The 16,403-nt window shown below is 41.9% G+C and carries 10 protein-coding genes; all 10 read right to left on the bottom strand.

Annotation, left to right across the window (positions count from 1 at the left end):
* Nucleotides 1-410: 410 nt before the first annotated feature.
* The 10 genes from PGW42_RS06590 to PGW42_RS06545 all read right to left on the bottom strand — a co-directional run bounded on the left by PGW42_RS06590 (nucleotide 411) and on the right by PGW42_RS06545 (nucleotide 16,403).
* Nucleotides 411-1,814, bottom strand: coding sequence for an alanine/glycine:cation symporter family protein (locus PGW42_RS06590; protein ID WP_117823858.1), 1,404 nt, complete (start codon nucleotides 1,812-1,814; stop codon nucleotides 411-413).
* A gap of 201 nt (nucleotides 1,815-2,015) precedes the next feature.
* Nucleotides 2,016-2,858 (bottom strand): carbohydrate ABC transporter permease, encoded by an 843-nt coding sequence (locus PGW42_RS06585; protein WP_022220784.1) that lies wholly within the window; start codon nucleotides 2,856-2,858, stop codon nucleotides 2,016-2,018.
* Nucleotides 2,858-3,709: a carbohydrate ABC transporter permease gene (locus PGW42_RS06580; RefSeq protein ID WP_117557088.1), complete on the bottom strand. Its 852-nt coding sequence runs from the start codon at nucleotides 3,707-3,709 to the stop codon at nucleotides 2,858-2,860. The genes PGW42_RS06585 and PGW42_RS06580 overlap by 1 nt, the downstream gene beginning before the upstream one ends.
* Nucleotides 3,710-3,899: 190 nt before the next feature.
* On the bottom strand, nucleotides 3,900-5,219 hold the full coding sequence (locus PGW42_RS06575) for an ABC transporter substrate-binding protein (protein WP_008373197.1): 1,320 nt from the start codon (nucleotides 5,217-5,219) through the stop codon (nucleotides 3,900-3,902).
* 165 nt (nucleotides 5,220-5,384) lie between these two features.
* A complete protein-coding gene (locus tag PGW42_RS06570) occupies nucleotides 5,385-6,674 on the bottom strand; it encodes an ABC transporter substrate-binding protein (RefSeq protein WP_243006427.1) in 1,290 nt (429 codons plus the stop codon).
* The gene (locus tag PGW42_RS06565) at nucleotides 6,664-8,445 is read right to left on the bottom strand and encodes a sensor histidine kinase (RefSeq protein ID WP_270203310.1); all 1,782 of its coding nucleotides are present in this window, start codon (nucleotides 8,443-8,445) and stop codon (nucleotides 6,664-6,666) included. Before PGW42_RS06565 ends, PGW42_RS06570 begins: the two co-directional genes overlap by 11 nt.
* Nucleotides 8,442-10,040 carry a response regulator gene (locus tag PGW42_RS06560; RefSeq protein ID WP_270203309.1) on the bottom strand — a complete coding sequence of 533 codons (1,599 nt, stop codon included), beginning with the start codon at nucleotides 10,038-10,040 and terminating at the stop codon, nucleotides 8,442-8,444. Before PGW42_RS06560 ends, PGW42_RS06565 begins: the two co-directional genes overlap by 4 nt.
* 221 nt (nucleotides 10,041-10,261) lie before the next feature.
* Nucleotides 10,262-15,406, bottom strand: a complete 5,145-nt coding sequence (locus PGW42_RS06555) for a penicillin-binding Tp47 domain C-containing protein (protein WP_270203308.1) — start codon at nucleotides 15,404-15,406, stop codon at nucleotides 10,262-10,264.
* A gap of 67 nt (nucleotides 15,407-15,473) precedes the next feature.
* The gene (locus tag PGW42_RS06550; RefSeq protein WP_270203307.1) at nucleotides 15,474-15,989 is read right to left on the bottom strand and encodes a Gx transporter family protein; all 516 of its coding nucleotides are present in this window, start codon (nucleotides 15,987-15,989) and stop codon (nucleotides 15,474-15,476) included.
* Nucleotides 15,990-16,004: 15 nt separating this feature from the next.
* Complete coding sequence (locus PGW42_RS06545; RefSeq protein ID WP_270203306.1) at nucleotides 16,005-16,403, bottom strand: NusG domain II-containing protein; 399 nt, start codon at nucleotides 16,401-16,403, stop codon at nucleotides 16,005-16,007.

The following is a 16,403-nucleotide window of genomic DNA, read 5'->3' as shown; positions in this document are numbered from 1 at the left end:
TCCTCCGGCCAATCAGCCTTTAAGGACGAGGTATATTCTCTCGTGGTACCACCTTAATTCACATCCGGCTCGCACCGAATGCCTCAGTCAGTAACTAACATTACCGAAGCAGGTATAACGTCCGCCACTCCGTCACAGCTTACTTGCGCTTCCGCGCGTTCGGTGTGAAGCTCCAAGATGTATTCACATCTGACTCTTCGTGCACCTCTCATCAACCGGTTACTTTCTGTCTGAGCCTTGTCATCTGCTACTTGTTCTCTTCATAGCCTGTAATTTTCTCTTCTTTTGTCATACTACCGTATCCTTCAAAATTTGTCAAGCCGGATTTCACGCCAAATTATCACAAAACAACTTTTGTCAAATCCAATTCACAGCCTTCCATCATTTTCCGAACTACTCTCGCAGATTCCCTAATTCCAGAAATCCGTCTTCTGCTCCAGCTCAATATCTGCACTTTTAAACACCGGATTAACTCCCCGCTTCAACTGATCCTCATAATCCCGGATTGCCTTAAATGCCGTCCCGGACAAAATCAGGATCACCGGAATATTGATCAGTGCCATCACGCCCATCAGTACATCGGAAAGATCCCACAAAAGCGACATTTCCATACCTGCCCCCAGAAATACAACAAATGCCGATACCAGGCGGAATCCGCGCATAAATTTTTTTCCCGGTTCCTTTTTATGGATATAGGTCAGAAGATTGTCACAATAGAAACAATTTCCAAGCAATGTTGTAAACGCAAAAAATACCATAGCCACCGTGATAAATACCGGGCCAAAGGCTCCCAGGGATTCCTGAAGAGATGCCTGAACCCACGGTGCCCCCTGCATCTCCCTGGTTGGATCAATGCCAGACGACATACACATCATCGCCGTTGCCGTGCAAAGAAGAAGTGTGTCGATAAAGACAGACAGCATCTGAACCAGTCCCTGTTTGACCGGATGACTGACGTTTGCAGAAGCGGATGCATTCGGCGCCGAACCGATTCCGGCTTCGTTGGAATAAAGCCCCCGGCGGATTCCCTGCATCATAGCAGAACCCGCAAACGCTCCGAAAATTGCCTTGAAATCAAACGCTTCCTCAAAAATGCGTAGGAACATTTCCGGCACATTGCGGATATTGATGATAACCACAATCAGCGCAATCCCGATATATGCAAGTCCCATCACCGGCACAAGTGTCGATGTCACCTTTACAATACGGCTTCCGCCGCCAAGCAGACACCATCCGGTCATAACTGCCAGAATCCCACCAATGATCCATGGGCTTACCTTCGGATCATAAAAAGAAAATCCGGAAAATGTAGACTGCAGATTATAGGATGCCAGCATATTGAATCCAAATGCATAAGTCATGATCATGGCAATACAGAACACGATTGCCAGTGGTCTGCAATGCAGTGCCGCCTCGATATAATAAGCCGGACCACCATAGCATTTCCCGTCCTCTCCCTTTTTCTTATAAATCTGTGCCAGCGTACTTTCAATCAGTGCTGACGCACTTCCGATGATCGCAATCACCCACATCCAGAATACAGAACCAAATCCCCCAATACAGATTGCGGATGACACCCCGACAATATTTCCTGTTCCTACTCTCGATGCCGTTGAAACCATCAATGCCTGGAATGATGAGATTGCCTCTTTATCGTCCGGCTTCTCCATCACAGACTCACAGGCTCTCTTAAATAAACGCGCCTGTGGAAATCTTGTCCGGATTGTAAAATATAAACCTGCTCCGATCAGCATAATCACCAGAAGTTTGCTGTACATAAATGAGCTGACCGCCCCAATAATTGTCTGAAACATACCTTTTTTCCTTTCTCAATGTTTTCTACCATTTTCGCAATATCTTAACGGAAACTCTCAAAATTTGCAAGCTTTTTCTATTTATTTCCTGTCATTTCGTCCCCAATCACTTTGTAAAAATATTACTTTTTTCAATCAAAATGTCAAACCTGAAAAAAGCGGACAAGCAACACCTGTCCGCCAAATTTATACTATATTTTTCTAACCCTTTACAGCTCCTGCAGCAACACCCTTGATGATGTACTTCTGTCCTGCCAGATATACAATGATGATCGGGATTACTGTAAGCATGATGCTTGCCATCATCGGTCCCATTTCAACTCTTCCGTAACTTCCGCGGAAATACTGGATCAACATCGGGATTGTTTTATATTTCTTAATATCAAGTACAAGAGTTGGAAGCAGGTAGTCATTCCATACCCACATTGCCTCCAGAATACCTACGGATATCATAGTAGGCTTCAGGATATGGATATCGATCAAAAAGAAAGTCTGCAGCGGATTACATCCGTCGATCATGGCAGCTTCTTCGATTTCTACAGGAATCGATTTTACAAATCCGCAGAACATAAATACCGCAAGACCTGCGCCAAATCCGAGATAGATCACCCAGATATTCCATGGCATATTCAGATGTAAGGTATCTGCTGTCTGTGACAAGGTGAACATAACCATCTGGAAAGGAACAACCATGGAAAATACAAACAGATAATATAAAATCTTTGAAATCGGACTATTTACACGGGTTATATACCATGCACACATGGAGCAACATACAAGAATAGCAACTACAGAAGTAATCGTAATAAATGTACTGTATCCAAGACTGCTTAAAAATCCTTTTGAAGCAACGGCATCTACATAGTTTGCGATTCCTGCAAATGCATCTGCAGTCGGAAGTTTAAATGCAGTTCCTGTACTGATCGCTGATTCTTTTTTTAAAGAGTTCATCAGGATCATAATGATCGGATAAATCCAGGCGAGTGCCGCAATTGTTAATATAACTATCCATATTGTATTTGCAATACTTTTCTTCTTTTTCATTACTGCTGCACCTCCTTAGATCTTGTTGCTTTCAGCTGTACCAGTGAAATAATGATAACCAGAGCACAGAAGATCACTGCTTTTGCCTGTCCATAACCTTTCCACTGCATTCCGGCACGTGCGTAGAATGTCTGGTAAATATTCAGTGCCAGCATTTCTGTTGCATGGTTTGGATCTCCACCTGTAAGAGCCAGGTTCTGGTCAAACAATTTAAATGAATTGGTAAGTGTCAGGAAGACGCAGATCGTAATGGAAGACATTACCATCGGAACTCTGATCTTCCAGAGGATATCCCACTTTGCTGCTCCGTCAATCTCTGCTGCTTCGATCAGATCATCCGGTACATTCTGAAGACCTGCGATGTAAATGATCATCATATATCCGATCTGCTGCCAGCACATCAAAATGATAAGTCCCCAGTAACCGGCTGAAGAATTCAGTGCCAGGAGCGGCTGACCGATGATCGTAAGCAGACAGTTGATCAGAATCTGCCAGATATATCCAAGTACGATTCCACCGATCAGGTTCGGCATAAAGAAAACAGTTCTGAAAATATTGGTGCCCTTTAACTTCTGTGTCAGAAGCAGTGCCAGGCCAAATGCCAGTACGTTAATCAGTAAGATAGATACAATCGCAAATAATACTGTAAATTTAAATGAACTCGTAAAGGATGTATCCTTGATTGCTGCGGTATAATTTGATATTCCAACAAATGTTGCATTTCCTACTGTTGTAAACTTACAAAAAGAAAGATAAAATCCCTGTGCAAACGGAATGATAAATCCGATCACAAATGCAAGAAATGTTGGGAGAACAAATATTGGTGCATGTTTTTTCAGTGCCTTTTCCATAGAAATCCTCCTCTTTTCCTTTTGCCCGGAAGGATCTTCCTACCAGGTGGCTCTCATTTCACTTTTTATTTTTATATGGAAAAACGTAGTTTCCCATATCCAGAAAACCCGCTTCGTACAGGCTCTCCTCTCACTTAAAAGGGGCAGGCAAGCCGCCTGCCCCTAGGTCAGTTCTTTTTATGCAACTTATTTATTCATTTGCAAGCTTGTATTCAGATGCCCATCCATCTACGAATGCACTTACTACTGCATCCCAGTTAGCATCTGTCTGATCTGCCGCATAAGCTGTCAGTGCAGATCCAACACCATTTTTCCACTCTTCTGAAGGCATTGTTGAGAAGTTCCATGCTACCGGAGTCTTTCCGTCTTCGGTCATCTGTTTGTCTTCTTTGATAAAGAGATTCTGAGATTCCTGAGCTTTCTTAAACGGAATGTTGAATCCCATATCGTCTGCCATACATTTTGTTCCTTCATCTGAAGTTACACACCAGTCCATAAAATCTAATGTAGCCTGAATATCAGCTTCGTCTGCGTCTTTATTTACGCACCAGTAATTTTCTGTACCTGTGCAGAGTCCCTGGTTTGCTTCATCGCCTACACCAAAGTAAATCGGAAGCATGGTCATGTCATCATCTGTCAGACCGCCATCGATCAGCTGTGTATATTCCCATGTACCATTCTGATAGAATACAGCTTTTTTATTCAGGAATTCATTTCTTGCATCGTCACCTGTCTTTGCAGCAAGATCCTTTGGATCGCATGTGCTGTTGTTGATGTACAGATCCCACATATCGCGATAATTGTCAAGATATGTGCCTTTGATTGCATCTGTTGTGTTAATTCCTTCATCCTGATATTCAAAGTAGATCGGAAGGTTTGCAAGGTGTGTCTTGAATCTCCAGTCAGAAGATCCGTCCATACCTGCTGAAGTAAATGCAGAAAATCCAAGTTCAGAAGTTCTATTTGTAATGTCTTCTGCTACTTTTTTCAGATCTGCAAAAGATTTGATGTCATCCGGTGTATATCCTGCTTCTTTTAATAATGTCTTATTTGTGATAATTCCGTATGTTTCGATAACATATCCGATACCTGCTACAGAATCTCCGTCTTTCAGTGCATAATCATCACTTGTGAGTTCTTTGTAAATATCAGAATCTGATAAGTCGTAGCAGTAATCTTTCCAGTTTGCAAGTCCTACAGGTCCGTTTACCTGGAATAATGTTGGTGCTCCGCTCTTTCCCATTTCACTCATCAGAGTGGTTTCATAGTTTCCGGAAGCTGCTGTAACAACCGTTACATCTACACCTGTCTCTTTTGTGTAATCCTTTGCCAGCTGCTGCCACTGTTCATCCTGCTCCGGTTTGAAGTTCAGATAATATACAGATCCTTTGCTGCTGTCCCCTTTACCGTCTGCACTCTTGCCATCGCTCTTGCTTCCACATCCTGCAAAGCATCCAAGTGTCATGATTCCTACCAGCCCCAGTGCCAGCCATCTTTTTTTGTTTTTCATAATTTCCGTTCCTCCTCGTCTGGATTTCTTTTCTATGCTTAAATAATAGCAAGAATCCAATCAAAGGCTGTAACAAATCGCAAACCTCCTTTAACAAAAAATATACTTTTCGAAATGTAAAAAATTTGTTATTGATAAAATGACACCAACAGCCTTCTCCTCCCATCATCTCTCTTTCTCATACTCCCGGATACTTTCATCGGCAGTCTCCACCATCTGCGCAAGCGTCATTTTCCCGGCGGCAAGCTGTGGCAGGCACTCCCCGATCGTCTCTTCCTGAAGGATGGAGTTCCATTTCACCTGATAGTTCGGAACGATCTGCGGATTGTTATTGTAGGCATTTACATAATCCTGAAGGAGCTGGCTGATTTCAGTGCGTCCGTTCTTGTCCATCAGCTCTTTCTTCTCTTCCAGATTGAATTTCGTGCGAAATTTCAAAAATTCAACCGCTCCTTCTTTGACCTCCTCGCTGTAAGTGGAAACCACCGCCCAGCCAAAGGTTTCCGGTGAGGCGATCAGTTTATTTCCCGGAAATGCGGAAAATCTTACCTTTTCTTTCCATTCTTCCGGCAACTGGTCGATCATCCAGTATCCGTTCGGAATCATTGCCACCTTTCCTGTGACAAAATTATTGTATGCCACATCGTAGTCCGCATGAATTGCATCTTCTGTTGTATACCGAAACAATTTCTGCAAGGTTTCTGCAATTTCAAGACCGGTATCATTGGAATAGCTTTCTGGGAGAAGCTCTTTCATAAATGCATAGCCTTCTTCCGTGTGTGCTGCCTCTGCTGTTGCAATCAGCATCGGCGCCCAGCCGGTTCCTTCAGTGTGAAGTCCAAGCGGTGTGATTCCGTTTGCCTGCAGCCGGTCACAGCAGTCCCAAAATTCTTCCCATGTCTCCGGGAATTTCTCAATCCCTGCTTCCGCAAAAAGCTCCGGATTCCAAAACATGCCGGCGCACGCAAATGCCGCCGTACTGATCGGTCCAAGATAGATATTGCCATCCTCATCCGTACAGCCTTCCATCACCGCCGGTTCGATCATATTCCTCCACTCTTCATCCTCTTCCAGATACGGACTCAGATTCTCGATCCGTCCATCCGCAACCATCATCTGATAAAAGGACGGCAGGGTGCGCACATCATAGATCACAGCCGGAAGCTCGTCTGTGACATTTAACCGTTTCAGATTTTTTCGGTATTCCTCTTCCGTCTCCATGATCCATTCCACTTGCATATGATACGTACCGGCATATTCTTCATTAAATGCATCAACGACATCCTGTTCCGTTTTCTTGCCGGAAGTCGGATCTACCGTCAGAATGATCGGAATATCAATCTCCTTTTTTTCTGTGCTCCGGCTTGTCTGCCCCGTATTTTTACCACATCCGGTCAGCACTGTCAGAACCAGTGCGATACAAAACACCGATTGCAAATATTTTCTATAAATCACGTTTCTCCTTTCCGTCATCCGGAATTTGGATTGTACACCGGGTTCCATTTTCTTCTGCCTCATAGTAAAACAGCACATCCTCTCCATATTTCAGCCGCAGTCTGGTCAGTACATTCACCACTCCATATCCGTGTTCCTTATCCTGGAAGCATTTTTTCGCCTCCAGAATCGGATGCCCGTTTAAGGCATTGATCTTCTCCATCATTTCCCGGTCAATCGGCTTCCCATTATTGAATACCTCGATTTTCAGCTGGCTATCCTCCCTCGCAATCTCAATCCGAATCAGACCATTCTCATAAATTTCGCAGAATCCGTGCTTGATCGCGTTCTCGACAAGTGGCTGCAAGATCAGCTTCAGCATCCACGTACTCTTCTCTTCCACCTTACACTCAATCTCATACCGGAACAGATTTGCATTCCGGATCTGTTGGATTTCCATATAACTCTTTACATTTTCCAGTTCGTCCTCCACCGTCACGATATCACTGCCCTTGCTGAGTGACAGACGCAGATATTTGGAAAGTGCCTGAATCATCTTCATGGTTGTCTCTTCTCCGTTTATCCGCGCAAGCATGTAAATTGTATCCAGCGTATTATAAAGGAAATGTGGATTGATCTGTGCCAGAAGCATGTTCAACTCCGTCCGTCTGAGCACCCCTTCCTGTTCTTTGATCTCTGCCAGAAGATTCTCAATATTTTTTAGCATCTTATTGTAGGAATGTCCGATCTGATCCAGTTCTGTATTGGTATTCAGTTCAATCAGGCGACTGAAATCATTTCCGTCAAACTGTGTCATCTCTTCACTGATCTCCCGGATCGGACTGGTGAACCGCTTGGAAAAATAGATACTGAGCACAACCGCTACCACTGCCACAAACAGATAAATCCCGATCAGCACCGTAAGTACCCTCATCGTTCCCTGCGTCATTACACTCGACGGAACGACTGTGAACACCGTCATTTCAGAGCTGCTTTCTTTGTAAATGGAGCAGACACCACCGCTCACTCTCCGGCTTTTTGCAAGAATACCACTCGTTTCCTGTGCGCTGATCTTATAGACTTCCTGTTTTACCGCATCCGAAATCTTCGTCCCTTTCGGGCACCAATCAGCACATAAATTCCCCTTCTTATCCAGAATTCCGATCTGCACTTCATCTGTCATACTCCGATCCTTTCCAAGTATCGTTTCCAGAAAGCTGTCATTCATCTTGATGAGCAGCAGTCCTGGTTTGCTGGCGTATTCCATGCTGTGTACATATCTTCCGATAAACAATGCTTCTTTCTCCGTCCCAAACAGAGTATCCTTCGCCCAGAACCATTGTGTTTTCGCATAAGAATCTCCCATGTAATCTTCCAGATGGCTGTCTGAAAAATCTTCATAATCAATATGCGAGTAGGATCTGGCATAAACATTATTTTTATTATCCACATAGCAGTATTCTGCCACATGATCCAGATTCATATAGGCAAAATATTTCTGAAGAGAGTTCTTTTCCACATCTGCAAATGAAGCTTTTTTCAGACTTTCCTGAACCTGATCGTAAGTAATACATTCTGCTGTCCCTTCATCCGCCTCTTTTGACAGTGTATCCAGAGCCAGCCCCATCTTCTCATTTAAAAATTCATATTTATCTGTAACCTCTGTGGTCAGACTCTGCCTTACATAGATCCAAACACCGATGCTTGACAGCAAAATTGCCAGCAACAACAGCCCCATTATATATCGAAGGTATTTTCTCTGTATTCCGGATTTAATCACCCATTTCTTCATTCTTCGTAATCCTTTTTGTATTCACTCGGTAATTTTCCTGTATATTCTTTAAATAAATGTGAAAAATAGGATGCATTGCTGATTCCCACCTGCTCACATACAGTTCCTATACTCTCACATCCATCCTGGATCAGCCTCTTTGCTTTCTCCATTCTCTGCTGTAAGAGATACTTTTTAAAGGTTATATGAAATGTATTTTTAAATACACGCCCGAAATATACCGGATTCAGATAAATCTGCGTTGCCACCTGAACAATAGAAAGTTCTTCCTCCTGCAAATGCTCACCGATATAAGAAAGTGCCACTGTCATATATTCCTTTGCACATTTATTTTCTCCGCTTTCTGCGTATTTTTCCCGTTCCTCAATTGCTTCTCCGAGGATCCTATAACTGACATCTACCGCCTGTGCTGCTGCCAGACTCTCCATATTCGAATAATAATTCCGGAACTGTTTCTGCAGTTTTTCCGTCATTCCGTAAGTATCGTTCAGCATCATCTCCGCTTGCAGCATAACCTTATGTATATAACGGATCTGTAACTCTTCCTCATGTGGAAGTGCGTAGATCAACGCAATAAAAGCCTGCTTTAACTCTTTAAACGCATTCTTCCGAACAGCATTGACGATCGTAAGTCCTGCCTCTTCACAATCACTTTTTGCCGCTTTTTCTTCCTTTTTCACAGGTATGGAAAAAGTATTCTCATTTGTGGCACTGCTGCAGATTGGCTCGAAAAGTCCCTGCGCCTCTTCGTAACTCCGGCGGATTCCATCCAGTCCTTTATACGGTTTGGAAATCGATGCAGTAACCGGACTTTTCTGTTCCCTTTTAACCTGTTCCAGAATCTGCGCAATCTCGCGCACTGACGCATTTTCCTTTGTCTTGATCAGAAATACATGACAGCCTTCTGCCTTTTCAAAATGCCAGAAAAAATACCGCTCTGAAAACATTTCTTCCAGAGATTGTATCAATTCCAGCCTGGCTGCTTCGTAATTCAGTGCATCCGTAATCTTATATGTAAGATCAAGATCCACACACATTGCAATAAAACGGTCGCCCTCTTCGATCACATCTTTCAAGATTGCAAATACTTCCTGCATTTTTTCATAGGAAATTTTATTCTGTAAATATTTCTGTACAACAACCTGGAGAAAACTGGTGGAATCTTTTCGAACCATATTTTCCCAGCTTTCATAACGCTCTTCGCTCTCCAGTTTCTCCATACAGGTCTGGTATGCGCCCTGCATGGTCTCCTGCAGTTTATCTTCCTCGATTGGTTTCAGCAGATATGCATATGCACCAAGATCACACGCCTGCTGTGCATAATTAAAATCACGGTACGCACTGAGCACAATAAAAACCGGATCCAGCTCTGTCTTCTGGATCTCTTCCATCACCATCAGACCGGAAACCTGTTTCATCCGGATATCCGTCAGTACGACATGGGGCTTCACTTTTTTGATCACTTCGATTGCCTGCTCCCCACTCTGTGCCTGACCGGCAACTTCAAATCCCATCTCATTCCAGTTGTACGTCTTAACCAGTCCCTGCAGAAGGATTGGTTCGTCATCTACAATCACAAGTTTTAATAATTTCATACCATTTTCCCCATTCCTGATAATCTTCCTACTTCTTATTTTAGATAAGACATGATAAAGAATTTATCAAAAACTATACTTCTGATGCAAAAAATCATACTTTTACCAAAAATTATACATTCTCGTTCGGTAAATAGCAAGAAAAGCCGGCAGAACTGGCTTTTTCTTGCCGTCTGCCGACTTTCCGGATCCTATGATTTGTTAAAAATCATATCTTTTTATTATTTTCTTTTTCTGCGTTTCCAAGCAAATCCACCCATACCAGCTCCGAGTGAAGAAACTGCAAGTCCTAACCATCCAAATACGCTTGCCGGATCTCCGGTCTTCACGGAATCACTTCCGCTTGTCTTGGATTTATTTGTTGTACCATCTGTCTTTTTTACAGATGAGCTGTTTTTCTTTACAAGTGCCTTGATTGCTTTGTTCAGGCTGTTTGTTGCATTATCTACTGCTTCCTGGCTTTCTTTTGCTTCCAGTGCTTTCTGGGCATCTGAAAGTGCGCTCTGCAGTGCTTTCCAGCTATCTGCTGTGTAATCTGCTTCTTTAAGCGCTTTTGCATCTGCAATTGCTTTTTCAAGAGAAGCAGTATTGATTGTAACCGGTTCTTCTTCAGCTTTAACCAGTGCATCTTTTGCTGCATTTAAAGCAGCAAGTGCCTGATCAACTGCATCCTGACTTTCCTTTGCTTCCAGTGCAGTACGTGCGCTCTGCAGTGCTGCCTGGTATACACTCCAGCTTTCTGCTGTGTAGTCTGCTTCTTTAAGGTTATCAGCTTCTGCAATTGCAGCTTCCAGTGCTGTTGTATCAACCTCTTCCGGTGCCGGAGTCTCTGCTATCTTGTAAGTAAATGTAAGAGGAGTTGTATAACCTGTTGAAGCTACTGTAATCTGGAATTCTGTTCCAGCTACCGCATCTTTAAACGGATCTGCATCTGTCTTGATCGTACCATCCTTATTGATAATAACTACGGAGCCTCTTCCACTTGCTGCATAATCTTTACCATTTACATTTACAGAAGTAATATTTCCAAGATAAGCTTTAAGCGCATCTGTGTCAAATCCTTCTGCCTCTACAAGTTTCTTATTCTCTGCATCATATGCTGCAGGCATATCTTTTGTTGTCAATGTAAATGTTGTAACAACATCTGCATATTTGTTCTTCTTATCTTTAATAGTAAGTGTATATTTTCCAGGTTTTACAGAAGCTGCTGCTCTGCTCTCTGTCACTGCTTTAAAACTCAGTACATTACCTTCTACCGACACATCCAGTCCATCCACACTGTATTCCGGTTCAAATTCATCTGGAAGCTGTACATTGATTGTAGTTTTGCCTGCTGTAATGTCTGCATCTGCAACTTCTACTTTTGTAGTTTCTGATTTTACAGGAACATAGATATCTGCAATGTCCATTGTGTACACGCCATTTGTTGTATAGTACTCAATGCTGTCAATCGTCTTACCCATCATAGTTTTATAATGTTCAGATGATGTCGGGCAACCATGCACTTCTCTTGTAAATCCGGTGCTCCATGCGAGCTCATTACCCCTCCAGATATTTTCCAGATGACGCATACCATAAGCGGTTCCGTCTGTTGTCTTTACTACAACTGCATTTACATTCGAAGCAGTAATTTTATCTTCCGGAAGTCCATCAAGGTTCAATTGATAATCCCCGTAAGAAGACTTGGTTAATAATTCTGCTTTGACACCTGTCAGTGCCTCCGCTTCCTTTCCTTTTACTTCACCGAATACAAGCTTTCCATTTTCATCAGCAGAAACTTCTTTGTAGTTTGCCGGTTCTTCTGTAAGTGGATAGTATGCATAAGATGCATTCTCAAATAATGTGTCTTTTCCAGTCAGAGTTGTAGTACTTGTCTTTCCTCTGTTTGTAACTGTAATCTCCACCGAATCGCTGTCTTTTACTTCTTTGTATTTTGAAAGATCTACCGAAGGATCTACTTTTACAGCATAAGTGATACCATCAATCTTGGATCCATCCGCGTTTTCATGGTATGATCCACCTGCAAGACCTGTTGTTCTGGTCTTATTCTTTGTTGCAGAAGTAAATGCATCTACGGCAATATCATTATTTGTTGTCTCAGCTTTGTAGAATTCTGCGTATGGGATGTTCATGAGAACATATTTATCTGCTTTCACAAGAGCATCAATTGCTTCTGTCATATGGAGCGTTTGCTCTTTCACAGCTGACTGTAACGGATTCTCCTGTGCAAGAAGTTCTTTCGATTCTTCCAGTTCACTCATCATCTTATCCCAGCTATCCTTTGTATAATCAGATTCTTTCAATGCACTTGCTTTATCAATTTTGTCCTGTAATGCTTTGATATCTTCTTTGGTTGCAGTTTTTGGTGCCGCAAGATTTTCTGTTCCGATCTGGAAACTATAGCTGTAATCTGCATAACCAAGTCCATAGACTGTCAGTTTCCAGTAACCTGTTCCATCCGTTCCCTCCGGAAGCTGGCATCTGAGAGAGTCTGTCAGTCCAAGCTGGATTCCCATAGATTTATGCATCCAGTTATCTGCCGCAAATTTTGTTCCAAATTTTCTTACCGGTGTTGTATAGCTTGCATCATCTCCATAATAGGTCCATTCAACAGCCTGCATCGCAGAACCAAGCCCACCATAGTTTCCATTTAAATCTACACGGATAAATTCTCCAAAGCTTCCCACATCTTTTGTCTCTCTGACATTCGGTGTGATATCAGATGCCACTGTCAGCTGTGTGTCTTTTAAGCCTGAATAGGAACCTGTTGTTCTTTCAGAGAATGCAAAACTTCCATCTTCTTGTTTTTCAGCTGTTTTAAGACCATTCGTATTCGCTGTTACATCTGCAATTGCTGTATATGATTTAAGCTGGTTTTCAGAAAATCCGCCAATCAATGTGCCTCCATTTTCTACAACCACATATTTTTCTTTCAATGCACTTAAATCTGCTGTTTTCACTTTAACAGGAACATATTTTATACCAGTCACTTTGTAATCTGCCTGAATAAATGAGCTTCCATCTTCTGCAGTAAATACAGCCTTCTTTTCTGCATTTGTAGTTCTTGTATAAATGCTGCCATCTGTCATCACTGCTTTTCCATTTTTGTCCCAGTAAGACAGGTTATATTGATTACCATCTGTATCTTTAATCACTGCCGTACACTGAAAACTTCCTCTATGTAAGCCATGATTTGCAGTTGCTCTTGTAACGGTATCAAAAGCGCCTTTATCATATTCATTACGAGAATCAGTAACACCAGATGCTTCGGCATTTCCGGCTGCATACACACCTTCATTTGCCCAGTATTCTGACCAGTTCATTCCTACATAAACATAGGAATACTCTCTGTTCTCTCCTGCTACTTTATAAGTAAATGTGTATGCTTGATATCCATTTGCTGCAATCGTTACAGTAAATGCGTCTCCTGCCTTTGCATCTTTAAATACATTTTGCTCGAGATCAAGTTTACCATCTTCTTTAATCAGTTTTACTGCTTTCTTTCCAGATGCTACATATTCCTTTCCGTTCACTGTAACAGAATTAATATTTTTTAAATATGTCTGAAATTCTTCTTCATTAACATTGTCATTCTTTACAATTGCTGGTTCTTTATTATCTTCATTATATTTCACCGGCATTGTCTCTGTATAAGCATTAAAAGTAGTTGAAATCGGTACATAAGTGCCACTCATATCGCTAAGTGTAACGGTATATCGACCTTTTGTAAGAGCTTTTTTGAATTTAATTGTTCTTGTAGTAGTCTTACCTTCTGTTTTAATTTCCACAGAATATGCATCTTCATCGATTCCATCAACTTTGTATTCTTCTTCAAAATCACTTGGAAGTCCACTTACCACAACAGATGTTGTATCTGATTTGGTAGAAATATCTGCCACTGATACTTCGCCATCAAATTTCTTCGCTACTTTCTGGTCCATCTGGATTTCATAAATACCATCATTTGTGTAGTAAGTTACTTTATTAATCGTCTGTCCCATCATGGTAGCATAATCTTTGGAATCAAGTTTGTTTCCATGTGATTCTGTTACAAATCCAGTGCTCCATGCGAGCTTCTGCTCCTGCTCCTTAAGCTTCCAGATATTTTCTACATGACGAAGACCGTAATTACTTCCTTCTTTTGTACTAATCACAACACCATATACTGTATTAATACTTGTTGGAAGACCATCTATATTTAACTGGTAATCACCATAATTAGACGAGGTTTTAAATTCTGTTGTAGCATTGGACAGAGGCTTTACTTTGGAAGCTTCTCCTTTTACCTCACTGAAGTTAAATGTTCCATCTGCATTTACCGTTGCTTCTTTATAATAAGATGGCGTGTCGCTTAAACTATAATAAGAATAGCTTGCGCTTTCAAACAATGCATCTTTTCCCTCATATGTTGTTGTTGATTCTTTTCCTTTAATTGATGTTGTAATATCCACCTTACTATCATCTGTAATCTGTCTATATTTTTCTAATACAGATGCATCACTGATTTTAACCGGGAATGTCACACCTGTAATATCAGAACCGTCACTGTTTACATGATAAGAACCTGCTGCAAAATGTGGAGCTCTGGTTTTCTGCTTTGTTGCTGACGAAACAGTATCCGCACCTGTTACTCCTTCTGCTTTATAGAAGTCAGCATACGGAATGTTCATTAACACATAGACTTCTTTCTGTACATCTGGTGTTTTTTTCTTTACAAGTGCATCAATTTCTGCATTCAAGGTATCTTTTGCACTATCTACTGCTGTCTGGGATTCTTTTTTCTCAAGAGCATCTTTCGCTGCTGTCAGTGCGTCCTGCATTGTTTTCCATGATTCAGCTGTATAATCGGCTTCACTTAAACCTTCTGCTTTTGTGATTACAGCCTGCAGATCCTCTGTCTTTACAGTATTTTCTTCTTTATTTTCTTCTTTCTTAGTTGCTTCTTCTAATGCATTGTTTACAGCCTCAACAATTGCATTCGATGAGCATGTTGCTCTTGATACTGCATTGATTCCATCTGTTCCATTGGCATCTATAATCTGCTGTACAACACCTTTCGGATTCTTTTTCGTTCCGTTAGCAGCATTCGTAATATAAGTATTATTATCTTCTGCTCCATTTCCCTTGATATTTCCTATAGATTTGATTACTCCATTTTCTATCTTTACCTCTACAGAAAGATCATATTTTTCAAAATCCCCATATTCATCCGGTGTACACTCTGCAGTCCCTGTATATGTTCCATCCTGAACCTTCGCTACATCCTCACTGTTTGCCGCAAACACCGTCGACGGGCAGAGCCCGGCTACCATCGACATTGCCACAGCCATTGTCATAGCTTTTGTCTTAATTGTTCCCTTTCCCATAATTACCTCCTTGTTGTTGATAAAATTTATTATTAAGTTAGTTTCTGCTAACCCATAATCAAAAAAATTATCCTATCTGTGCCACTCTCTCCGATTCTCTTTTTACGATCGGAAGCAGCTTTTTACTTATCATTCCCATCACAAATCCGGTCACTGTACCGGCGATCAGAAGTGCCGGCAGATAATAAATCAGTTTCAGATTCTCTACTACAACGGATGCCACGATAATCTGACCGATATTGTGCGACACGCCTCCCGCGATACTGACTCCGGCTACGGAAAATCCTTTCAGCCTCTTCATCAATGCCATAACCAGAAAGCTTAAGATTCCTCCTGCCAGACTGTAGATGATCGACATTCCATTTCCAAATAAAAAGCCGGTCAGCAGGATCCGCATAACTACCACCAGAAATACTTCCGGAAGCTCCAGGAAATACAGCCCGGTCACAGTCACCAGATTGGCAACTCCGAGCTTCATTCCCGGTATCCCGAAATTGATCGGTATTAAGCTTTCCACATAACTGAATATCATTGCCAGTGCAACCAGCATTGCCATATTGGCAAGTTTTCTGTTTTTATTCATCTGCTGTTTCCTTTATCATTTTGCGATCGTGTCAGGGACTATATCTTCGGAATCCGAAGTTTCCAATCCCTGATCATTCTCATTTTCCAGAACCTCTACTACAAGCTTATGTGGCAGACAGACGATCGTCTGTGTATGTCCACTGATTTTTCCCTGTTCCTCGCAGTAACCATCCGGACAATTCGCCTCTTCCATATACGCCTTTCCATCTTCGATCCGGATCCGGTTATAGAAATCGCCATCCTTTACTTCGATGGTCTGATCCTTCGACAAGGAATAGGTTCCATAGATTTTGCCATTCAGCGTAATCTGGATCTGGTTTCCTTCTTCCCCTCTCGTCAGCTGCATTACAAGCAGCATCGCAAGCGCAATCACAATAATGCCTGCACCAAGCATCATATCTTTCTTTTTCAT

This window comes from Coprococcus sp. TM115-187 (genome assembly GCF_027679115.1).
GTDB classification, from domain to species: Bacteria; Bacillota; Clostridia; order Lachnospirales; family Lachnospiraceae; genus Allocoprococcus; species Allocoprococcus comes.
The sequence above is the reverse complement of the archived record's forward strand: the minus strand, read 5'-3'. Positions and strand labels throughout refer to the sequence as shown.